Here is a 20439-nt window from a genome sequence, read left to right as displayed (position 1 = left end):
ACAGAGTCATCTTATTGTCGTGATAGCTGTTGAATTGAAAGAGAATTCAGTATTTTTCTGACAAGCGTAATGCGTTTGGCATTTATGGCTGCCGACCTGACCTGAGCATCCATTCGTGCAGGCGGTAGGTCGACAACCAGCGGACTTGGTCGTCGAAGTTGCCGTCCACTTCGTTACCGGCAACGAAATCGTTGTCCCTATCGGCATTTTCCGCCTGCTCGCCAGCTGCTGCGGCCATGGCAGTGCCGTCGCGCGTATGGCCGCCCAGCCCGTCCGCGCCGTGTGAGCCGAAGACGGCGACGGCATTGGTGACCATGCTCGTTCCGCCACCTGATTCACTCACCGTGTAGACTCCAGCGCTGCACCAGGTGAAGCTGATGCCAATGGCTGGAACCGGGGTGGGCGAGGCGCAGCCGGCGACCGGCGATGGCGTGTTGCCGCTGGTATCGGCAAAGCCGGGGCTGACTGCGTACAGCCAGCGCCGGCCCCAGGCGTCTGCTTCAGGAATGCCCAGCAGTTGCCAGGGCAACGTACCTTGCTCGCGACCGCAGTCCTCCAGTCCGGCGCTGCTGCCGACCAGTGTGGGATCGGCAGGGCACGGCAGGCGTCCGCGCTGCAGTACGAAACCCAGCAGCGCCGATTCGGCCGCGTCGAGCCGGGTACGCGTTTCACGCAGTCGTTCCGATTGCCATTGGATGCGCAAGGGGCCGAGCACACTGGCGAGCAACACGCCCAGCACCAGGAGGACCACACTCATTTCCACCAGCGAGAAGCCGGACACGTGCCGGAGCAAGGTGCGCTGCGTCATGGCGTGGGCAGCACGCAGGGGCGGTTGCTGCTCGGCAGCCGTAGTTCCTGCCAAGTGATGGCGAGCACCTGATCGTTGACGTCATGGCCATCGTCAACTGGACCAAGCACGAAGGGGCCATTGGCCGCGGCGTTGTCGACCGCATGACCGCCCACGGTCGTGGCATCGAGGTAGGCGGCAGCATTGAGCGGATCGCTGCGGTCTTGGCCTGGGCGAGCGGCACCCGGAGCCAGGACGAGGGCGATGATGCAGCGTGCTGGCGCGGCATCAAGCCGCGCGCCCGCTGCGTCTCTCACGGTGAGCGACAGGCAGGGGTCGGGCGGGTTGTCCCCGTTGTCGCCATACTCGTTACGAATCGCGTACCACAGCACTTCGCCGCTGGCATCGCGTAGCGGCGGTATCGCCAGCGTACGCCAGGGCAGTCGGCCCAGCCGAGGCGCGCCGATCACGTTCTGGCTGCCAGCGCCTGCGGTGCCGGGAGCATCGGTGTCGGGGCGTGGCAATTCGCCAGCGACCACATTGGCCAGGTTGGCGCCAGGTTGCGTGCAATGCAGGGCGGACCAAGCCAGCAATGCGCGCTTGGCTTCACCAAGCACATCGGCGTTATGCGCGCTGGCGCTCGCAGCAAGCCGGGCTTGCCAGGGCTGCGCCAGCCACAGCGTGGCGAAGGCCAGCACCAGCATGAGCAGCAATGCCAACAACGCGGCGCCGGCTTGTCGTTTCACTGTGTATTTTCCTGCCACAGTTCGCCGACGCGGGTGCCCTTCGGGAGTTTGGCGGCGGTTGTGGGTTCGCCGTCGATGAAATGGATCACTTGGCCACCCCGTCGCAGTTCGCCGTCAAGGCGGTGATTGCGCGGCGCTGGCGGTGCTTCGGCTGCGGTCTTGCCGCTGTCGATACGGCTTCTCGTCTGGGCGTCGAAAAACAGCCGCCCCCAATCGTCGGCGGAAACGGTAGGGGCGAGCAGCAGCAGGATCAGCGGGAGTGCTCTCATGGCACAGGCTCCTGCGCTGGTGCGATGTGCAGCCAATACAGCGTGCAGTGCACGTTGAGTTCGGGATAGTCATGGCCTGGCTGAGGTTCGGCCAGTGCCAGCTCGCAGGCCTGATCGACGGGGTAGCCCGGCAGCGCCTTGACCCTTGCCCATGTGGCTTCGAACGTCGCCTCGTGTGTGGCTGTAAATTCCAACGTCATGGGTGTGGCGTAAAGCTGCTGGCCTGCCAGCGGCATCGCGCCGGCGACCGGCTGGCGCGGTGCAATACGGTAGCGCAGCGCTTCCTTTTCCAGTGCTTCCATCCATTCCGGGCGATGGGCTGCGCCGATCAGCCCGCGCTCGCGCAGCGCGGCGTACCGGTCGCGATAGCGGCTCCAGATGTCATAGGCGCCGGCAAGGCGCAGCGATTCGGCGTTGTCGGCAAGCAGTCTGGCGCGTGTGGCGGCGTGGCTGTCCTTGGCGGTGCGCAACTGCCCATGCGCCCAGGCTGCCGCCAGCATTGCAAGCAGCAATCCGGCGGCCATGACGGCCAGCTCGCGATGGAACAGGCGCAATTCGCGGCGGCTGGGCATCACGGGCGGCCTTCCGGTGGCAGGAGAAAACGCAGCGCAAAGTGCGTCGCCTCGTCGCTATCCTCACCTTCCAGCGCAGTGGTTTCATCGAGCGCCCTCGGTCGGTTTTCGGCGACCATGGATGCATGTAACTGCTCGCCAAGTCGTTGCCGCAGCGTATCGAGTTCGCTGGCGGCCGCCCGGTAAGGCGGGGCGGCGTTGCCTGCCAGTTCAACCGTGGGCTGCGGCACGGCGCCGTCGGTTTCGCCGAGTTCGACTTGCCAGTGCACCCGCTGTATTGCAAGCCGGGGCAAGCCATCCAGTTGCTGGCTGATCGCCTTCAATTGCGGGATCAAGGCGGGCCAGTTGCTGATGTAGCGCCGATCGAATTCCTGCACCGTGGCCATCTGCTCGGTCTCGGCCAGGTGCGGCCCGATCATTTGGCTCAGGCGCGCAATCTCGTCGCGTCTCGCCACGCTCTCCCTGGCAAGTTGCTGCTGCATGACCACGATGTCGACTGTTTCAAAATGGGCGTAGCAGGCGTAGCCCAATGCAGCCACCACCAGGGCCAGCACCGCCCTATTGCCCAGATGCAGCAAGCGTTGCAGCCGGCGACGATACAGATGCGCCGGGCTGCCGTAGTGGCTGTCGGGGCAGGCATGCGCAAGTCTCGCCGCGAGCGCTGCGAGCAATCCGTGCTGCCCGCCGGCGAGCTGGTCCACGCGCAGTGCATCAGTGTGGTAGCCGCCTTCGTCGTACAGCAGACCGTGCAATGCAGTGGCAATGGCATGGCTCTGCTCGCCCGCCAGCACCGTGATCCGCAGCGTGTCGCCACGAGTGAGCTGATGTTCGGCGACGAGATGGTGGCTGGCTTGGCGTACCTCGCTTGCGAGATGGGCAGCGTATTCATCCGCCGCCAATGCTTCGTAGTCCTGCCCGTGGTCGGACAGCCGTGAGAAGCGCAGTTCGCCAGCCAGTTGGAAGCACTGGCGCAGACCACCGCCCGGCGCAGCAAAGGCCAGCAGCCGCGGTCCCGCTGCACGCGGTGCGAAGTCTGCGACCAGTTGGGCAACCGAATAAACACCAAGCACGATGGTGTCGCATTCGTTGAGCGTTGCCAGCAGCGCATCGATGCTGCTGTATTGCGGCAGGGCGCACAGCAACGTGGACTTGCCATCGGCGAGCGGGCGAGCACGGCGATAGGGAGTATGCCGCCATTGTTCGGCCAGCCGTATTCGGCTGCGCGCGATCTGGTTACGGCGGCTGAGGTGGTTGTGCACATCGAGCACGAAGCCTTCGTCTGGCAGATCGACGAGAATCGCGCAGCGCCGGGCGAGCGTCTGGCTGCGCAGGGTGTCGAGCTGGCTTGTGGCATGCCGTGCCAGCGCGACCAGCGTGCCGCCTTGCCAGCGCCAGTGCGTGACGGCTGCCGTATCGACGAGGAACAGGTCCAGCGTGCTCATCGCAGCTTGCCCAGCGTATCAAAGATGGGGCCCAGCAGCGCGGACATCACCCAGAACAGCAAGGCACCGAGCACGACGGTGAGCGCGGGCTCGATCATGGTCTGCAGCCGGGCTACCGATTCGCGCACATCCCGGTTGTAGAAATAGGTGACATTGGCAAGCGCGGTGTCGAGCGCTCCCGATTGCTCCCCCACCCGCAGCATGCGCAGTACCAATGGTGGAAACAGCCGTTCGCGCTCGAAACTGGCGGCTACGCCCTGGCCGTCGCGGATCTGTGCCTGGATGCGATCCAGCGCTGCTGCGACGACGCGGTTCTGCACCACATCGCGGGTGATGGCCAGTGCCTGCAGAATGGGCACGCCGGCGGCGTACAGCATGGCAAAGCACTGGGAAAACCGCGCCAGCACGATGCGATGCGCAATGGGGCCGAGCAACGGCATGCGCAGCCGCAGGCGGTCGATGAAATCCGCCAGTGACGCGTGGCGGCGGATGGCAAACGGCAGGGCGGCGATCACCAGTGCGAGGCTCGCGAGCAGTGCCAAGCCGTAGCTGGCAACCAGATGCGACGTGGCGATCAGCAACCGTGTCGAGAATGGCAGGACCTGGCCGGCGCCCTTGAGGAAATCGACCATCTGCGGCACCAGATGCACCATCAGAAAACCGATCACGCCCAGCACCAGCACCCCGACGAAGGCTGGATAGGCGACGAGCTTCTTGGTTTCGCTGGCGATTTCGTCCTGCCATTTGAGCGCTTCGGTCAGGCTGGCGAGTACGGTGGGCAACTGGCCACCTTCTTCGCCGGCACGCACCAGACTGACGTAGACCGGGTCGAACACGGTCGGATGGCGGGCCAATGCTTCGGAGAACCGCTGGCCACCCTCCACATCCTCGATCATGCGCACGATGGCCTGATGCAGGGCCGGCGAGGTCATGGCATCGCGCAGGTCGGCCAGCCCGCCGAGCAGCGGCACGCCGGCCCGGGCAAGCTGCTCCAGGTGAAAGGTGAAGGCAATCAGGTCGCGCCGGCTGACGCGGCGCCAGAATGATCCGCCACGCGCGGGCGCCAGCCGGCTCGCGATCAGCGACAGGCCCTGCACACGCAGCCTGCGCTCCAAATCGGCTGGATTGGCGGCTTCTTCCGCGCCACGGCGGATGCGCCCGTCGGCGTCGGCGGCTTGCCAGCGGTAGCGCATTACGGCACCCGCTCGGTCAGATCGACGACGCGGGCGATTTCGTCCAACGTGGTCACGCCGGCGAGCACCAGTCGGCACGCATCGTCGATCAAGGGCGCAAAGCCACGCGCCGTGGCGGTATCGAGCAGTGTGCGGCGGGAAGCGCCTGCAGCGATCAGCGCATCGAGTTCGGCATCGAGCCGCAGGATCTCGATGACCGAAGTGCGGCCGCGATAGCCCTGCTGCTCGCAGGCGGAGCAGCCGCGCGCGCGATACAGCGTCGGCGCGGGCGCATCGTCAGGCTGGCCGAGCAGGCGCATGGACAGTGCATCGGCTGGATGGGGCTCGCGGCATTGCGGGCAGAGCCGCCGTACCAGTCGTTGCGCCACGATACCGATGATGTTGCCCGCCATCACGTCCGCACGCACGCCAATATCGGCCAGCCGTGGCAAGGCCCCGATCGCCGAGTTGGTGTGCAGCGTGGCGTAGACCTGATGCCCAGTCATCGCCGCGCGAAATGCCATGTCGGCGGTTTCCTTGTCGCGGATCTCGCCGATCAGGATCACGTCGGGATCCTGCCGCAGCAAGGAGCGGATGCCGCTGGCGAAATCCATCTTCACCACTTCGTTCAGCGAGGTCTGGCGGATCATGGGCATCGGATACTCGACCGGATCCTCCAGCGTCATGATGTTGACCTGTTCGCTGCTGAGCTCGGCAAGAATGGAGTACAGCGTGGTGGTCTTGCCCGAGCCGGTGGGGCCGGTGACGAGGATCAGCCCTTCGGGGCGGGCCAGCATGCGACGCAGCGTGGCGAGATTGGGCGCGGTCAAGCCCAGCGCATCGATGGGCAAGAGCCCCTTCTTGCGATCGAGTATGCGCAGCACCAGGTTTTCGCCCCAGGTGGTCGGCTGGGCGGCGACGCGGAAATCGATGCTGCGGCCGGCCAATACACGCGAGATGCGGCCATCCTGAGGCGCACGTGTTTCGGCGATGTTCATGTTGGCCATCACCTTGACCCGTACCACCATGGCTGGCCAGTAGGTCTTGTGCAACACGCGTACCTGGCGCAGTACGCCATCGATGCGATAGCGGATGCGCACGAAGCCGGCTTCGGGTTCGAGGTGGATGTCGGAAGCGCCACGGGTGACGGCATCGGCCATCAAGGCGTCGATCAGCCGCACCACGGGCTGGCTGTATTCGTGGTTGCTGGCCAGCGACCCTGCGTCGACCTCGCCGGTTTCGATCTCGTTGAGGATGCCGTCGATTGACAAGGCGTAGCCGTAGCACTGGTCAATCGCAGTCACCAGATCCGATTCGCTGGCGAGCCGCGTGAGCAGCTGGCAGTGGGTGGGCAATTGCTGGCGTACCTGATCGAGCGCGACAAGGTTGCTGGGGCTGGCCATGGCCAGTGTCAGCGTACTGTTGTGCGCATCCCAGGCGATGGGAAGCAGCAGGTGGCGGCGTGCCAGCTCCTGCGGCACGAGGGCCAGCGCGCGCGGGTCTGCGATCATCTGGCCGAGCTCGATGCTCTCCTGGCCCAGGTTTTCCGACAGCGCGTCGCGCAGCACACCCTCGGAGACGAAGCCGAGCGACAGCAGCAGCTTGCCGAGCGGTGCACTGCTGCGCTGTTGTTCCATCAAGGCAATGCGCAGCTGGTCGTGGCTGAGGTAGCCGCGCGCCACCAGCAGCTCGCCGAGCGGGCGCTTGTCGGGCGGCGTATTCATGGCGCGGCTCCGGCAAGCTCGGCCAGCCGCGCCTCGACTGTCGCCGCATCGAAGCGGCCGCTGCGCTGCCCGGCGAGTGCCAATGCGCGGCGATAATAGTCGGCAGCGGGTCCGGTCTGACCCAGCATATCGAGGCTGACGGCGAGGTTGTAGGCGTAGTCTGCTTCATCGGCATCGCGGCTGTAGGCCTGGAAGTACCAGGCCTGGGCCTCGCGCCAGCGACCGGCCGCGGCAAGGCGGTTGGCCAGGGTGTAAGCGTGTGGCGCATCGTGCTCTGCACGCTGCCGCATGGCGGCCTCGTCGACATCATTCCCGCCCCGCAGTTGCGCCAGTGCAGCGAGGGCGTAGGCGTTGTTTGGCTGCAGCGCCAACACGCGGCGATACAAGGCGGCTGCGGCCACGGCATCGCCGCGATCCTGCGCCAGGGCGGCTAGGCCATTGAGTGCATCCACGTTGCGCGCATCGCGCGTCAGCACCTGTTTGTACAGTGCTTCGGCTTCCGCGTTCTTGTTGTCCCGCTGCGCTTGCCAAGCTGCGACCAGGGGTGATGAGGCTGCAGATTTGGGCTGCCCTCGGCTGATTGCGACCTTGTCTTCCGGCGGTGCTCCGCCAGTCAGCACTGCATGGGGCTGGAGCCGAGGCGGGTTATCCGGATTCGGTAAGGTCGGGTGTGGCGAGGGCAAGGTATTGGTCGGTGTGGGGGCGGAGGGCACGGTCGGCGTGGCCGTAGCTGGCGGTGTCGGCAAACTGGTCGGTTGAGGGGCCGTGGCAGGCCGATATGGCAAGGGTTGAATTGCTGTCGGTGAGAGCAGCAGGGTTGCTCCGATGCCGACCAGCAAGCCGAGCAGCCCGGTCAGCAACAGGCCCGGCTTGGTATGGCGTTCCGATCGGGGTGTCGGGCTGGGCGTGGTTGACGCTACCGCCTTGGCGGGAGCCGCGACTATCGTTGGTGCAACTGGCGCTGCAGTTGCTGCTTCGCTATGCCGGGCGTCGCTCGGTTGAGCGAGTGGTTCCAGGCGCAGATGGTCGAGCAGGCGACTCACTGCGTGCCCCCGCTCGCAGGGACGCTGCCGCCGCTGAAGGCGGAAAGCGACTGATCATTCGGTGCATCGAAGAAGTCGTCGTCGGGCAACAGCTTGGCGTAGTGATTGAGATCGCCGCGCTGAACATCGGCAACCTCGACGATGCGGGGGCGCAGGAACACCACGAGTTCGATCTTGGAGACCTTGTCATCCCGGTAACTGAACAGGTCGCCCACCAGCGGGAGCCGGGAAGCGCCGGGCAGGCCGGTGCGATTGGCGTCGAGCGCATCCTGGATCAGTCCGCCCAGCACGGCGACCTCGCCACTGGCGATGCGCAACGTGGAATCGAACTCGCGCACCTGCAGCACCGGCACCAGGCTCTTCACCGGTACATTGGCATTGGCGGCGACAAGGGCAACGGCAGGGTCTTCGACGTAGCCACTGATATTGGTGATGGTGGGGCGCACATTGAGCAGGATCTGGCCGGTGCCCGATATCTGTGGCACCACTTGCAGCACCAGGCCTACCGGGACTGTGTGCAGCGTACTGTCATAGGTGCGGTTGGTGATCTCGCCGTCGGTGTTGCGATCCTCTTCGATATCGATCGTGAAGTAGACCTGTTCTTCCACCACTTTCATCAGCGCTTATGTGGAGTAACTAGCCACTAATATTTGAGGGTCCAAATTAACGCTTTGGCACAAGAAGGCGGTTTTTTTTAATCTGAAGTTCACATTGTATGGAGTATTTTTAGTACTACTATGAGTGCAGTTAACAATCGATCCGGCCAACAGCAGATGGAACAGAGCCCACCTGTAAGGCTCGCTCCACGAATCGTCGAAGCGCCGTCCGATGTGTCGCAGCGTCAAGTGGCCCTGATTTCTTGCGGACTCAAATTCTGGGAGGCATGGCATGACCCATACCGTCGTGTACTACAAGGTCGCGCGCGACAACACTGGCATTCATGAGGAAATTCCAGTCGTCCTGACCGAGTTCGGCCCATTGCATCCGCTGATTCACTACATCCTCAAGCAACGGCACATGCTCTCGGAGAGCAGCACAAACAAACTAGTGCAGGCAGTGGGGCTCCTGATCGACTATATGGAGGCGAACCATCAAGCCTTCGATAACCCAGATGATCTGTTCAATACCTTCGTACAGCGCCTCTACAGCGGCACGGTGGGTGTCGATGGCAACGACCCCAGCGGCCTGTACTGGGGTGCGCGCACCCCACAGGTTGTGCGGGTACTGGTGAACCACGTCTCCAAGTTCAGCGACTGGGTGGCGAAAGAGCAAGGCACGATGCCACTCAATCCGTGGCGGCAGGCTACGTGGGCCGAGGAACAACTGGCGTGGGCAGCGTTGCAGCACAAAAAGAGTCGTTGCTTCCTAGGTCACACCCTGGACGTTGACGTGGCGGCGCTCAAAGTCAGCCAGGCCCGTAACGTCCTGCTCAAGCGAAACCCCGTCATCGATCACGAGCCGGTCAAGTTCTTCCCTGCGGAGCGCATGGTCGATCTGCTGTTCAAGGGCTTCATCGTGCCGGGCAAGCAGAAGAGTCCGCGCATCGAGGAGCGGCTGAACCTGCGCGACATCCTGATCACGATGTTGATGCACTACGGCGGACTGCGCATGAGCGAGCCCTTTCACCTCTTCGTGCACGACGTGATTCCTGACGATACCGACCCCGGCACGGCCCTGGTCAAGATTTATCACCCCAGTCTCGGCCAAGCGCCGGGCGATTTGCGCGATGCCAAGAGCAAGCCGGTAGCCTGTGACCGTGCCACTTACCTGCGCGACAAATACGGGCTGCTACCAAGGACGGATTACAAGAGTTCACACACACTGCATGCCGGCTGGAAGGGCAATGCGCTCGATAGCAAGCAGCACTTCATGCATGTGCATTGGGCGCCACGCTGGGCGGGGGAACTGTTCTGGAAACTGTGGGTGTTCTACATGGCGCAGCGCGATCAACTCAACCCTGACCACCCGTTTGCCTTCGTCACCCGCAAAGGCAAGCCCTACGGCATTGACGCCTTCGAGGACGCCCATGCCAACGCGGTAAAGCGCATCGGACTGGTGCCGGCCAAGGCGCTCGGCACCACGCAGCATGGCCACCGACATGCCTATGGCCATCGGCTGTCAGATCTGGGACTCGATGCGATCTTCCTGATGAAGGCGCTGCACCACAAGTCGCTCGAATCACAGATCATCTACACCGAGCCGGACCGCGTGAAGCTCAACCGCGCCATCGATGCCGCTATGGCCCGCTCAGAAAAATCCGACGACGGCAAGGCGCTGCCGCCGCCCGACTTCCTCGCCTATGGCTTCAAGGACGTTGACCCGCTCGGCCTGTTCTCTGGCCCGAACCCGAAATTGCTGCGGAGAAACTGATGCCCGCAAAAGGATACAGAAAGATCGTCAGAAAATTCGACCCCGACTTCCGTTTCCTGCTTGATCTTGATCCGGCCCTGGAAGGCTGGCGGGCGTGGGCGAAGGAGTATTTGGCGGGCATACCCAAGAAATCGAACGAAATGCTATCCGCCCTGAGCGCCTTCCTGGTGACCTACCTTCATGGGCAGGGGCTGCATAGCCTGTCGCCCGAGGCATTCTTCGCACGGGATCGAGCCCTGCCCGCGCTCGATGCGGCACTGAGGTTGGGTTTGCTCAGCAACCAAAGTTTCAACAATAAGTACGACGCCGTCAGCGACTTCATCGATTGGATTCTCCGTCAAAAGCTCGCCCAAGCTGATGCCGACGGTCATCGTGTTGTGCCGCCGCACCTCGCCAATCCATTCCCGAGAAAGCGAGTCAAGAACCACGGCAAGATTTCTGACCTCAGCTTTGCCCATGTGCTGGAGCTCGATCCAAAGCTGGAGGACTGGCGCAGCCTCGCCACCGAATGGCTGAAGGATCAAAAAATGGCCGTCGCTAAGCGCCGCAACGTCCTCGACATTTTCCTGGTCCGCTACATCCACGGTCAGAACCTGGAACGCAACTATGGGCGCTTCCTGTTGCGCGAGACCGAGAAGCCGGACTTCGCCCAAGTGATCGTCGGTGCCAAAAAAAGGGGCACGCAGACGCTTCAAGCGGAGGATGTGGGCTTCTGCAACTGTGCCGCCGACTTCCTCGATTGGGTGCTGGAGACCAAGCTGGGTGATCCCCAAACCGGTGTATGGGATACCTCCCGTTTCCATAACCCCATCCAGCGGCGAACGAACTCCGGTCTGGCCACCAACACCCAATCGAACAAGGCCGCGCTCTCGATCCGCTACATCCGCGAGTTGCGTGGCATGCTGGCCGAGGGGCTTCACTTCCGCGACTGGGCCTGGGCGCAGCAAGCAATGGAAGAAGCAACCCACGGGGGCGACTGGTTCGTGGTCGATCCAAAGCTCATCAACGCCAACGACCCGGACTGCGTAGCGCGGCAGCGTCCCGCTACCAGGACTGAAATACAAAAAAAGGGCTATCCAGCCGAAGTATGGGAGCTGTGGTCACCGGTGCGGGCGGTAGCGCTGTATATCAAGCTGCAACTGCCGCTGCGTACCTTCCAGGTTCGTATGCTGGACTCGGGTGAGGCGGACACTTGGCGTTACGTCCATGCACCCGGCGGTGGCGGCTTCGTGCTCAACCAGAGCCCACTGGCCACTGGCAGCGAGAAACGCCCCTACCAGCGCGGCGTGTTGCATCGCAGCGCGACCGAGAAAGAAGCGGGTTTTTACATCAACACCAACAAGACCGCCGACATCACCAAAGCCGAGAACGAAAAGGGGTATGTCATCCCCTGGAGCAACGATGAGGTGCTGTACTGGCTGGAAAAGCTGCGCAACTGGCAAGAGCGCTACAACCCGATTTCCGGGCCAACACCCTGGACTGCGTTGGAAACCAGGCACTTTGGCGGAACTCCGCCCCATTCCGAGGTGCTGGCGCAACGCGGTTCGGCTTGTTTCCTATTCCGCGATCCGACCGATGGCGAGGGCGACAAGCCACTTACCAACCTGCCTCTGCAAACTATTTGGTACAAGTTGTTGGCGCGTCTGGAGCAGCAATGCGCAGATCGGGGCGAGACTATGGACGACGGCACGCCGCTGTGCTTTGTCAATCCGGATTCCAAAACAGCAACCGCCTTCCCCCTGCACGCCCTGCGCGTCTCGCTGATCTCCTACTTCATCCTCGACCTCAAGCTCCCGATTGCGGTGGTGTCCAAGATGATCGCCGGCCACGCGACCATCATCATGACGCTTTACTACACCAAGTTTGGCAGGGCCTACATGCGCGAGGTCTTGAGCGAGGCGGAAAAAAACGAACTGGAAGCCGAGCAAACCAATCACCGTCGCTTCCTCCGGGACGCGACCTTCGAGCAGGTGAGCCAGCGCTTTGCCTATGTCTCCGATGATGCGGCGCGCACGGCCATTGCCAAAAACGGCGCGATTGCCGCTTTCGTCTTTGATGACAAAGGCATTTGCCCCAACGGCTCGACTCTGTGCGATGTGGGCGGAGAAAAGCTTAACGCCCGCAAAGACGATGAAGTCTACGCTCCCGTCCCCGGCTTTCCGCAGGAGCGCAACTGCGTCTGCTGCAGGTTCTTTCTGACCGGCCCCGGCTTCTTGCCCGGCCTGATCGCGCACTTCAACACGGTCTCCGAGAAAACCCACCGCCAGAGCGAGCGCTACAGCACCTTGCAGGACAAGCTGACCTTCCTTGAGGACCAGCAACGCGAGGCCGAACGGGAAAACGAGCCCTTCCTGCAGTTTCGCGAACTCGATCAGTTGAACAAGTACGTCGAAGCCGAGGCGCTGATCCTCAACAAATACATGAACGACCTACAGGCCACGCATCACCTGGTTCAGCGCTCGATCCAGATCGCCGGGGACACGACCACAGACGGCGTGAAACTCGTTGCCAAGGGGGGCATGACTGACCTCCAGGTGGGTTTAATCGAGTCGCAATCGGTCCTGCACCAACTGGAAGTCGTTTGCGAGAATGCGGTGATCTACCCCGAAATCGATGCTGGCTTTGCCACCATCCGGCGGGCGCAGATGCTCGACGCCATGCTGCGCTACAACGGCATGGACCCGGTGCTGATGTACCTCGGCCAGGAGGAGCAGTTGCTGATCGGCAATGCGGTGATGCAGCTCATCCAGGCGCGCACCGGCTCGATCGAGGGTGCGCTGCCCTATGCCGAATGCCGACTCAAGCTCAAAGAAATTGGCTTGCTCAAAGAGCAGGTGCTCAACGAAATCACCCAGGTTAAGGCCCAGATTCTGATTGATCATGCCAAAACCAAGCGGATGCTTACCCCTCCCAAGGAGGATTCCAGTGATGATGCATCCTGACGACCTGCTGGCCCAGCTCAAGAAAACCGCTACGCTGCGCAAGCAGAAGACCCTCGACCTGATCTACGAGATCTGCAGAGAACAGTACGAGCGCGGCAGCCGCGACTTCTCCGTGGCGACCATCGCCCGCATTGCGGGGGACCGGGGCGGCCCCAGTAAAGGCGCGATCCACAACAAGACGGGTGATGACTACAAGGGGCTGATCAAGGCCTGGGCCGAGCACACAGGGGGTGTCACCCGCAAGGTGCGCCAGGTCAGCGAGAATCCCTACGCGGCACTAATCGACAAAATCGAGAATCCGGCGCTGCGTTCGATGATGAATGGCATCCTGGCCGAGAACAGGCGTATGCGCCGGGAAATCACACTGCTCAAGGCCGAAGGGAACCGAGTGATCGACATGCGCCCACGAGGAGCCGAGTCGTGTGAGACAGTGCAGATACTTCCCGCATCAATGGGCCTGTATCCCTCCGAGGTTGAGGCGTTGCGCCACGCCATCAGTGATCGCTTGCTGCAGGATGAAGGCTGGACGACGGACGTCGAGGGGCGCGTTCGCAACGAGGCCGGTCGGGTCATCTTCAAGCCTGGGTATGTCACGGCAATCCGAAAGATCATCGGCGACGGTGAGGCATCTGCGAGCAAGTCGGCGCAACAGATCAGTGCTGGCAAGGATGGGCTTGATGCACTGGCGTCTGAATGAGCGAACGGCGCAGTTGCAGACGATTACCGAACGGCTGAACGTGGATTCGGGCCGACATAACCACTGCTGTGATCACTTGTGACCACCTCGCGGTTCACTCATGAGCGGGCGACGGGTGATTTGGCTAACGTGATTGCAAATACACAGGAATCCTGGGTTCCAGTGAAGGTACGGCCCCGGAACTGCATCAGAGACTTGCCTCTGGAAATTCGAATCGGTTGCCCGAAGGGGACGAAACCTCTTCTTGCATCGAAGGCATCGTCGAAAACCTCAGGAGTCCTGAGTATTTCGTATCGGTTTGCCGGACATTCTCAACTATCTGCACTGGGCTCCTCTGCCTCAACGGCCCCTACCGCAAGAGGACGCGATTTGCGACAGCGCGCACTTCTTCAATAGAAACAAGGAAATAGCGAGCTGCGCTGATGGCATTCTGCAAGGAAGAAGCTCTTCCCTGGGGCCCGACTCCGATCGCGTGCAACTGGTTTTGCGGCTGGGGGACCACGTCAAACACCGGAGAAAGCCGAAAGCCTCCGGCAAAGTGATACGAAAATCCGTGGTTCCTCAGATGGTCGTCGGTGTTGCCGATCACCACGTTCAGCACCATGCGCCGGAATAGTTCGTGGCAGTCGGCTTCAGGCCTATCAGAGAGCTGCTTGATGATGTCGGCAATCCCCGCATAGCTGTAGCGGCCGTACACGTCTTCCTCGCGAACCCGATGCATCCCAAGTAGGGTGTGTGCGCTGAGATAGTGCAGCGGCGTGCCGTCTGCATCCCGGTCAAAGCGTTCAATGAGCAACACCGGCTGTCCCTGAATCTCGACGAGCTCCGTCTGCGGCACCTGGATGCCGATCTGCTTGGCCATGGCCAGACTGGCATGCTCGGCCCGCACCTCATCGTGGGTATCACTTCGGCGGCCGAACTTGGCCAGCCACTCACGGCCACGGTGCGTCACCACGGTTTTGGGGCGGGCGCCTCCCATACCGAGACCACCGCGGAGTAGCTGCAGCACAGCCGGTTTCGAGATCGTCGCGCCGACATCGATCTCAGCAATCACCGCAGCAATGTCGACCAGGTCATCAAAGCTGGCCACAGGGTGGCGATCCAGCACGCGATCACTGGAACCCGAAAACCGCAGCACCCCCACGCCACTGCCTCGCACAGCCAGCAGCCATTCGATTTCATTCCGCGGCACATGCCGGTGCATCGCGGCATGCACCCGTTTGCCCCAACGCTCCGGCACCGCATCCATGAAGGCGCCGAACATATAGGGTGAGCGAATGGTTTCGCGCGACAACGGCAGGTGCAGAGGATCGAGCGGAAAGGCATCGGGATCGTCAAGCCAAGCGTCGGCGTAGTCGAACTGGAAATGCCCATCGCTTTGCTGCACCACGCCAGCGAGCTTGGAACCTTCGGCTTGTGCCACAAACACGTAGGCACGCTGCTGCAATGCACGCATGGGTTATCCAGTGACCGGGAAGCTTTGCGAGAGGAACCCGATCAGGATAAACCGGGTTCGCCTATTGGAAGCGGAACGGCGCGCGTTGCCGTTCCAGTGTGCCTTCACTCAGCTTATCGAACACCATGAACCAGCGACGGGCGGATTCGAACTCCATGCGCACGAAGAGCTCAGGCCGCATCAGGTCATCCAGCTCCAGCACCAAGCCAGTATTGCGCCAGGCCTGAGCGCCGGACATGGCGCTTTGGGCATAGGCGAAGGACTGATGCATCGGGTCGATGCTGGAAGTTTCATACGAGGTGTGGCCGGGCTTCTCGGCCCGATAGCGCCGGACCTTGTCGATGCTGAACTGATAGCGCGCCTTCTTCTTCCTATTCCCACCGGGTGGCAGGGTATGTACGGTAACCAGGCGATTGGCGACATCGACCGCAATCGCACTCACATTGGTGTAGTGGTAGTAGTCGGTGGTCGGCGTCACGATTTCTGACGCCAGTTCATCGGACATCGAGCGCGCCTTGCTGCGGATGAAGCGAACAAACAGCAGAACGCAGAGCAAAGGGATCGCGCACCCGATCCAGAACAAGGGCCAGCTGCCGTTCTGGGTCAGACCAAAGCTCATCACCACCCCGAGAATGAGCCCACTGATCGACCAGACCGGCAGGAAGAGCAGCACCATCACAAGGTAAGACTTACGGGTTTGCAGAAACTCCACTTTCGGACTCCTGGTTGTTTGCGGCCAAGCCTGGCCTATACGCTGATGACCACGCGTCTATGAAAGTGCATGTCAGCTGAATAGGTGCAAAAACTAAGGAATCCTTAGTGTTCGGTCAAGCGCAAACTCAGAATCTCTTAGCTTTCCTAGGGAAGCTGAGTGATGTCGGCCACAAGTCCATTTGGCAAGCGGATGAAGACGTTGCGAAAAGCGGCCAAGCTCAGCCAGGAGCGTCTGGGCGTGCTGGCCGGGGTGGACGAGTTTTCAGCCAGTGCGCGGATCAACCAGTACGAGCGCGGGAAACACGAGCCTGATTTCCAGATGGCAACCCATTTGGCAGAAGTACTGAACACTCCCGTCTCCTACTTCTACGAGCCGGACGATGAGCTCGCCGAGTTGATTCTGATGCTCCATCGGCTTGACCGAGACACCAAACAACAGTTGATCAAAGCAGTCAGTAGCGGGAAGCTACCGGCGGATCACACCTAGCATCACGAGCTGGCTGGGAAGCACCGCTCACGCCCTTCCGGCTGTCGCCCTACGATGACGAAATAGAACGATCGTTCTATATTTCCATCCCCAACCTGGATGGAGCTAGACGAACGTGAGAACCGTAGAGGTCTTCAACTTCCGCTACTTCGATCTCGCCCGAAGCCGCTGGATGACCAGTCGCGAGAAGGCAGAAGTGACCGTTTTTCGCCAGCAGTACCCTGATGCCTTCCCGCTGGAATACACCCGCGAGGAGCGCATCATCGACGACGAACCGTTACCGCTGGAGCAGTAGCCGTGCAGCGGTTTGCGCAATTCAGCGGCCGGGACGTATTCCGGGTCGCAGCGGGTTGGCGTGCAGAAAAGCGCGAGGACCGCTGGCCGGCTCGCTACAACCTCAGTCCCGGCGACCAAGTGTTGTTGATGCATGAGTTCCAGGGGCATGGCCATCCCGAGCTCGGCGCAGCCATCTGGGGCTAACGGCCCGGGTGGGCGGACCGCCGCAACTTGCCGGCAGAGCCGACGTTTCCTGGCCCGAGGGTGCCGGACAGCAAGTACTTCAAGTTGCTCTGGGAGCACCGTCGCCAATGTGTGGTGCCCATGGATGGGTGGTACGAATGGCTGGAGCGAGATGGCCAGAGGCGGGCCTTCATCATCCAGCGCAAAGGCGGGCGCCCCTGCTACGCCGCAGCCCTGACCAGCGTGGACCCCGCCGATCCGTGGCGGCCTTCTGGCGTGACGATCCTGATCCATCCTGAAGAACGCGGCGTGGTTGATCGTGCTGCGGTGCGACCTGTGCTGCTCTCCCGCGAAGCAATCGGGCTATGGCTGCCTCAGACCAAAGGCGCACATGACTGTGTACCCCTATTGGCCCACCCAACAGCACCGGATCTGGAGGCGATTGCACTAATGGCTTCACTAACGAACCCAAGGGCCGAAGGGCCGGACTTGCTGGAGCCGTTGTTACTCGCTGTTTGAGGAAGTGATGGTGAGGCACGCACCCCACGCTTGACCTGCATTCTGTATTTCTATAAAAATAGAATCATGGAAAACAAAGCCGCTGTCTCCCGTCTCGCCGCGCTGGCGCAGGACACTCGCCTCTCGATCTTTCGCCTGCTGATCACCGCCGGGCCGGAGGGCATGGCCGTTGGCCGCATCGGCGAAGCGCTCGGCGTTGCCCCCGCCACGTTGTCCTTCCATCTGAAGGAACTGGCCCACGCCCAGCTGGTGTCGGCCCGGCAGGAAAGCCGCTTCATCTTCTATTCGGCCAACTATGCCGCGATGAACGAGCTGCTGGGTTTCCTCACCGAAAACTGCTGCGCAGGTTCCGCCTGCGAAGTAGAGGATGAACTCGCCAGCTGTGCTGGCAAATGCAACTGACGCAGGAGCTTAGCCATGAAGCGATTCCACGTTCACGTCTCTGTTGACCAGCTCGACGACAGCATCCGGTTCTACTCCGCGATGTTCAACGCGCAGCCCACGGTGCAGAAGCCGGACTATGCCAAGTGGATGCTCGATGATCCACGCATCAACTTCGCCATCTCGCAACGCGGTACCCCCGCCGGGGTCGATCACCTGGGTTTCCAGGTGGATAGCGACGACGAGCTCGTCGCATTGCAGGCACAGCTGGAAGCCGCCGACCTCAGCGTACTCAGCGAGCCGGGCACGGCCTGTTGCTATGCCGAATCGGACAAGCATTGGGTGACCGATCCGTCGGGGATTGCCTGGGAGAGCTATCGCACCCTGGGCGCCATCCCCACCTTCAATCGCGCCACGGAAGAAAGCGCCTGCTGTGCGCCGCCAAAGCCTGCGCTGCAAACCTTCAACATCACCCCGAAAAACAGCTGCGCCCCCGGTAGCGGCTGCTGCTAACCCCGAGAGACCCCATGAGCACGCCCGTTCTCAACGTATTGTTCCTGTGTACCGCCAATTCCGCCCGCAGTGTGATGAGCGAAGGCTGGCTCAACGTGCTGGGCGAAGGCCGCTTCAAGGCCTATAGCGCCGGCAGCCACCCCAGTGGCCGCGTCAACCCCCATGCGATCGCGCTGCTGGATGGCATCGGCTACGACACCAGTTCGCTGCATTCCAAGTCGTGGGACGTGTTCGAAGGGGCAGATGCCCCGCACATGGACATCGTGGTGACCGTGTGCGGCAACGCGAAGAACGAGGTGTGCCCGATGTGGCCGGGTCACCCGACCACCGCACACTGGGGGTACGAGGACCCGCACGGCGATACGGATGACGCATTGCGTGCGTCGTTTGAGAAGATCTTCCAGCAGATCCGCAAGCGCACTGAACTGCTGGTGCAGGCGCCTGAGGAGCGGCTGCAAGGCGAGGCCCTCAAGCAGCTGGTCCGCGAGATCGGCGAAACATCGGTGGAATAGCCATGACCGACAAGACCTACAACGTGCTGTTTGTATGTACCGGCAATTCAGCGCGCAGCATTTTGGCTGAAGTGATCATGAACCAGCTGGGCGAAGGCCGCTTCAAGGCCTTCAGTGCAGGCAGCTTTCCCAATGGGGAAGTAAACCCGCTGACCCTGGCCACGTTGGCGCATCAGCAATACGAGACTGCTGGCCTGCGCAGCAAGAGCTGGGACGAGTTCGCTCAACCGGATGCGCCGGCAATGGACTTCGTATTCACGGTGTGTGATTCCGCTGCCGGCGAAGCATGCCCTGCCTGGCCGGGACAGCCCATTACCGCGCACTGGGGATTCACGGATCCGGCCAAGGTGGAGGGTGACCTCGAAGCGCGCCAGCATGCCTTCAACCAGGCATTCATTCAGATCTCGAATCGCATCCGCATTTTCTTGAGCCTGCCGATTGAGAAGATCGATCGCATGTCGTTGCAGACCAAGCTCCATGAACTCGGGCAGTCCACCGCCTAACCCTCGAAGTCGGAGTCGTGGACATGTCCACCGTATGTAAACCTGCACCTCAATCGAAGGCAGGTGGAATGAGCTTTTTCGAACGCTACCTCACTGCCTGGGTGGTGATCTGCATTGTGGTTGGTGTGCTATTGGGTCAGTTGTTCCCCCAGGCATTCCACGCGCTTGGCGCGCTGGAGGTGGCCAAGGTCAACCTGCCGGTCGGCCTGCTGATCTGGGTGATGATCATCCCCATGCTGCTGCGCATCGACTTCGGCGCGCTGCATCAGGTCAAGGCACATTCGCGTGGCATCGCGGTGACCTTGGCGGTGAACTGGTTGGTCAAGCCATTCTCGATGGCTTTCCTTGCCTGGCTGTTCATCCGTGAGCTGTTCGCACCGTGGCTGCCTGCGGCGCAGCTCGACAGCTACGTCGCCGGCCTGATCCTGCTGGCCGCGGCCCCTTGCACGGCGATGGTCTTTGTCTGGAGCCGGCTCACTGGCGGTGATCCGTACTTCACGCTGTCGCAGGTGGCGCTCAACGACCTGATCATGGTGTTCGCATTCGCACCGTTGGTGGCGTTCCTGCTGGGTGTTTCCAGCATCACGGTGCCGTGGGATACGCTGCTGACCTCAGTGGTGCTGTACATCGTCGTGCCGGTGATCCTGGCGCAGTTGCTTCGCAAGGCGCTGCTGGCGCGTGGGCAAGCCGCATTCGACACGGCGCTCGCTGCGATTGGGCCCTGGTCCATCGCCGCGCTGCTGCTCACTTTGGTGTTGCTGTTCGCCTTTCAGGGTGAAGCCATCCTCAAGCAGCCACTGGTGATCCTGCTGTTGGCGGTACCGATCCTGATCCAGGTGTTCTTCAACTCAGCCTTGGCGTATTGGCTGAACCGGCGGGTGGGCGAAAAGCACAGCGTTGCCTGCCCCTCCGCATTGATTGGCGCGTCGAACTTCTTCGAGCTTGCCGTTGCCGCCGCCATCGCGCTGTTCGGTTTCGAGTCCGGGGCCGCCTTGGCCACGGTGGTGGGGGTGCTGATCGAAGTGCCGGTGATGTTGCTGGTGGTGAAGGTCGTCAATGCTAGCAAGGGCTGGTACGAAAAAAGCGTGTGAACGGACGCGGAGCCGCACTGCGTGCAACCCAGCTAAGGAG

23 protein-coding genes are annotated in these 20439 nt (G+C 61.9%); 12 read left to right on the top strand and 11 right to left on the bottom strand.

The genetic code is table 11. The features are described 5' to 3' along the window. Positions 1 to 82: 82 nt before the first annotated feature. Genes FLM21_RS19555 through FLM21_RS19515 form a run of 9 tightly spaced genes read right to left on the bottom strand, consistent with a single transcriptional unit; the run spans position 83 to position 8372 of the window. Positions 83 to 808, bottom strand: a complete 726-nt coding sequence (locus tag FLM21_RS19555) for a prepilin-type N-terminal cleavage/methylation domain-containing protein (RefSeq protein ID WP_148717181.1) — start codon at positions 806 to 808, stop codon at positions 83 to 85. Then, positions 805 to 1533 (bottom strand): hypothetical protein, encoded by a 729-nt coding sequence (locus tag FLM21_RS19550; protein ID WP_148717180.1) that lies wholly within the window; start codon positions 1531 to 1533, stop codon positions 805 to 807. Before FLM21_RS19550 ends, FLM21_RS19555 begins: the two co-directional genes overlap by 4 nt. Further along, the gene (locus FLM21_RS19545) at positions 1530 to 1802 is read right to left on the bottom strand and encodes a hypothetical protein (RefSeq protein ID WP_148717179.1); all 273 of its coding nucleotides are present in this window, start codon (positions 1800 to 1802) and stop codon (positions 1530 to 1532) included. The genes FLM21_RS19550 and FLM21_RS19545 overlap by 4 nt, the downstream gene beginning before the upstream one ends. Then, positions 1799 to 2377, bottom strand: a complete 579-nt coding sequence (locus FLM21_RS19540) for a hypothetical protein (protein ID WP_148717178.1) — start codon at positions 2375 to 2377, stop codon at positions 1799 to 1801. Before FLM21_RS19540 ends, FLM21_RS19545 begins: the two co-directional genes overlap by 4 nt. Then, on the bottom strand, positions 2374 to 3816 hold the full coding sequence (locus FLM21_RS19535; RefSeq protein ID WP_148717177.1) for a hypothetical protein: 1443 nt from the start codon (positions 3814 to 3816) through the stop codon (positions 2374 to 2376). The genes FLM21_RS19540 and FLM21_RS19535 overlap by 4 nt, the downstream gene beginning before the upstream one ends. After that, positions 3813 to 5009, bottom strand: a complete 1197-nt coding sequence (locus FLM21_RS19530) for a type II secretion system F family protein (protein WP_148717176.1) — start codon at positions 5007 to 5009, stop codon at positions 3813 to 3815. The genes FLM21_RS19535 and FLM21_RS19530 overlap by 4 nt, the downstream gene beginning before the upstream one ends. Further along, positions 5009 to 6712 (bottom strand): GspE/PulE family protein, encoded by a 1704-nt coding sequence (locus FLM21_RS19525; protein ID WP_148717175.1) that lies wholly within the window; start codon positions 6710 to 6712, stop codon positions 5009 to 5011. The genes FLM21_RS19530 and FLM21_RS19525 overlap by 1 nt, the downstream gene beginning before the upstream one ends. Then, on the bottom strand, positions 6709 to 7755 hold the full coding sequence (locus FLM21_RS19520) for a tetratricopeptide repeat protein (RefSeq protein WP_148717174.1): 1047 nt from the start codon (positions 7753 to 7755) through the stop codon (positions 6709 to 6711). The genes FLM21_RS19525 and FLM21_RS19520 overlap by 4 nt, the downstream gene beginning before the upstream one ends. Continuing rightward, a complete protein-coding gene (locus FLM21_RS19515; protein WP_148717173.1) occupies positions 7752 to 8372 on the bottom strand; it encodes a type II secretion system protein GspD in 621 nt (206 codons plus the stop codon). Before FLM21_RS19515 ends, FLM21_RS19520 begins: the two co-directional genes overlap by 4 nt. Before the next feature lie 271 nt (positions 8373 to 8643). Between FLM21_RS19515 and gmtY the strand changes: the two genes are divergently transcribed. The 3 genes from gmtY to gmtX are packed head-to-tail and all read left to right on the top strand — an operon-like array spanning position 8644 to position 13764. After that, entirely contained in the window at positions 8644 to 10125 is a 1482-nt protein-coding gene (gene gmtY / locus FLM21_RS19510; RefSeq protein ID WP_148717172.1) for a gamma-mobile-trio recombinase GmtY, read from the top strand. Beyond that, positions 10125 to 13067 carry a gamma-mobile-trio integrase GmtZ gene (gmtZ, locus tag FLM21_RS19505; RefSeq protein WP_148717171.1) on the top strand — a complete coding sequence of 981 codons (2943 nt, stop codon included), beginning with the start codon at positions 10125 to 10127 and terminating at the stop codon, positions 13065 to 13067. The genes gmtY and gmtZ overlap by 1 nt, the downstream gene beginning before the upstream one ends. Continuing rightward, positions 13054 to 13764, top strand: coding sequence for a gamma-mobile-trio protein GmtX (gene gmtX, locus FLM21_RS19500; RefSeq protein WP_222846730.1), 711 nt, complete (start codon positions 13054 to 13056; stop codon positions 13762 to 13764). Before gmtZ ends, gmtX begins: the two co-directional genes overlap by 14 nt. Positions 13765 to 14113: 349 nt before the next feature. Here gmtX and FLM21_RS19495 read toward each other — a convergent pair whose 3' ends face one another. Beyond that, positions 14114 to 15220 carry a type II toxin-antitoxin system HipA family toxin gene (locus FLM21_RS19495; protein WP_148717170.1) on the bottom strand — a complete coding sequence of 369 codons (1107 nt, stop codon included), beginning with the start codon at positions 15218 to 15220 and terminating at the stop codon, positions 14114 to 14116. A gap of 61 nt (positions 15221 to 15281) precedes the next feature. Beyond that, positions 15282 to 15932 carry a hypothetical protein gene (locus tag FLM21_RS19490; protein ID WP_148717169.1) on the bottom strand — a complete coding sequence of 217 codons (651 nt, stop codon included), beginning with the start codon at positions 15930 to 15932 and terminating at the stop codon, positions 15282 to 15284. Between the two features lie 162 nt (positions 15933 to 16094). On the opposite strand from FLM21_RS19490, the gene FLM21_RS19485 reads away from it, so the two are divergent. The 9 genes from FLM21_RS19485 (at position 16095) to arsB (ending at position 20399) form a co-directional block, all read left to right on the top strand. Beyond that, positions 16095 to 16421 (top strand): helix-turn-helix domain-containing protein, encoded by a 327-nt coding sequence (locus tag FLM21_RS19485; protein WP_148717168.1) that lies wholly within the window; start codon positions 16095 to 16097, stop codon positions 16419 to 16421. A gap of 115 nt (positions 16422 to 16536) precedes the next feature. Next, positions 16537 to 16716, top strand: coding sequence for a hypothetical protein (locus FLM21_RS19480; RefSeq protein ID WP_148717167.1), 180 nt, complete (start codon positions 16537 to 16539; stop codon positions 16714 to 16716). Positions 16717 to 16718: 2 nt separating this feature from the next. Further along, entirely contained in the window at positions 16719 to 16901 is a 183-nt protein-coding gene (locus tag FLM21_RS19475) for an SOS response-associated peptidase family protein (RefSeq protein WP_148717166.1), read from the top strand. A 60-nt stretch (positions 16902 to 16961) separates the two neighbouring features. Then, on the top strand, positions 16962 to 17399 hold the full coding sequence (locus FLM21_RS19470) for an SOS response-associated peptidase family protein (protein WP_187360004.1): 438 nt from the start codon (positions 16962 to 16964) through the stop codon (positions 17397 to 17399). 66 nt (positions 17400 to 17465) lie between these two features. After that, the gene (locus FLM21_RS19465) at positions 17466 to 17801 is read left to right on the top strand and encodes an ArsR/SmtB family transcription factor (RefSeq protein WP_148717164.1); all 336 of its coding nucleotides are present in this window, start codon (positions 17466 to 17468) and stop codon (positions 17799 to 17801) included. A gap of 15 nt (positions 17802 to 17816) precedes the next feature. Next, positions 17817 to 18293 (top strand): ArsI/CadI family heavy metal resistance metalloenzyme, encoded by a 477-nt coding sequence (locus tag FLM21_RS19460; RefSeq protein ID WP_148717163.1) that lies wholly within the window; start codon positions 17817 to 17819, stop codon positions 18291 to 18293. Positions 18294 to 18307: 14 nt separating this feature from the next. Continuing rightward, complete coding sequence (locus tag FLM21_RS19455; protein WP_148717162.1) at positions 18308 to 18805, top strand: arsenate reductase ArsC; 498 nt, start codon at positions 18308 to 18310, stop codon at positions 18803 to 18805. Between the two features lie 2 nt (positions 18806 to 18807). Next, entirely contained in the window at positions 18808 to 19308 is a 501-nt protein-coding gene (locus FLM21_RS19450; RefSeq protein ID WP_148717161.1) for an arsenate reductase ArsC, read from the top strand. A 68-nt stretch (positions 19309 to 19376) separates the two neighbouring features. After that, on the top strand, positions 19377 to 20399 hold the full coding sequence (arsB, locus tag FLM21_RS19445; protein WP_373281787.1) for an ACR3 family arsenite efflux transporter: 1023 nt from the start codon (positions 19377 to 19379) through the stop codon (positions 20397 to 20399). The last annotated feature ends 40 nt before the right edge of the window (positions 20400 to 20439 follow it).

It is taken from the genome of Chitinolyticbacter meiyuanensis (assembly GCF_008033135.1).
GTDB lineage: Bacteria > Pseudomonadota > Gammaproteobacteria > Burkholderiales > Chitinibacteraceae > Chitinolyticbacter > Chitinolyticbacter meiyuanensis.
The sequence above is the reverse complement of the archived record's forward strand: the minus strand, read 5'-3'. Positions and strand labels throughout refer to the sequence as shown.

Coding starts and splice junctions, on each gene's coding strand:
- FLM21_RS19515 (WP_148717173.1), bottom strand. CDS start 8,372: ATGAAAGTGGTGGAAGAACAGGTCTACTTCACGATCGATATCGAAGAG.
- FLM21_RS19455 (WP_148717162.1), top strand. CDS start 18,308: ATGAGCACGCCCGTTCTCAACGTATTGTTCCTGTGTACCGCCAATTCC.
- FLM21_RS19465 (WP_148717164.1), top strand. CDS start 17,466: ATGGAAAACAAAGCCGCTGTCTCCCGTCTCGCCGCGCTGGCGCAGGAC.
- gmtY (WP_148717172.1), top strand. CDS start 8,644: ATGACCCATACCGTCGTGTACTACAAGGTCGCGCGCGACAACACTGGC.
- FLM21_RS19545 (WP_148717179.1), bottom strand. CDS start 1,802: ATGAGAGCACTCCCGCTGATCCTGCTGCTGCTCGCCCCTACCGTTTCC.
- FLM21_RS19495 (WP_148717170.1), bottom strand. CDS start 15,220: ATGCGTGCATTGCAGCAGCGTGCCTACGTGTTTGTGGCACAAGCCGAA.
- FLM21_RS19485 (WP_148717168.1), top strand. CDS start 16,095: ATGTCGGCCACAAGTCCATTTGGCAAGCGGATGAAGACGTTGCGAAAA.
- FLM21_RS19555 (WP_148717181.1), bottom strand. CDS start 808: ATGACGCAGCGCACCTTGCTCCGGCACGTGTCCGGCTTCTCGCTGGTG.
- arsB (WP_373281787.1), top strand. CDS start 19,377: ATGAGCTTTTTCGAACGCTACCTCACTGCCTGGGTGGTGATCTGCATT.
- FLM21_RS19450 (WP_148717161.1), top strand. CDS start 18,808: ATGACCGACAAGACCTACAACGTGCTGTTTGTATGTACCGGCAATTCA.
- FLM21_RS19530 (WP_148717176.1), bottom strand. CDS start 5,009: ATGCGCTACCGCTGGCAAGCCGCCGACGCCGACGGGCGCATCCGCCGT.
- FLM21_RS19535 (WP_148717177.1), bottom strand. CDS start 3,816: ATGAGCACGCTGGACCTGTTCCTCGTCGATACGGCAGCCGTCACGCAC.
- gmtX (WP_222846730.1), top strand. CDS start 13,054: ATGATGCATCCTGACGACCTGCTGGCCCAGCTCAAGAAAACCGCTACG.
- FLM21_RS19460 (WP_148717163.1), top strand. CDS start 17,817: ATGAAGCGATTCCACGTTCACGTCTCTGTTGACCAGCTCGACGACAGC.
- FLM21_RS19525 (WP_148717175.1), bottom strand. CDS start 6,712: ATGAATACGCCGCCCGACAAGCGCCCGCTCGGCGAGCTGCTGGTGGCG.
- gmtZ (WP_148717171.1), top strand. CDS start 10,125: ATGCCCGCAAAAGGATACAGAAAGATCGTCAGAAAATTCGACCCCGAC.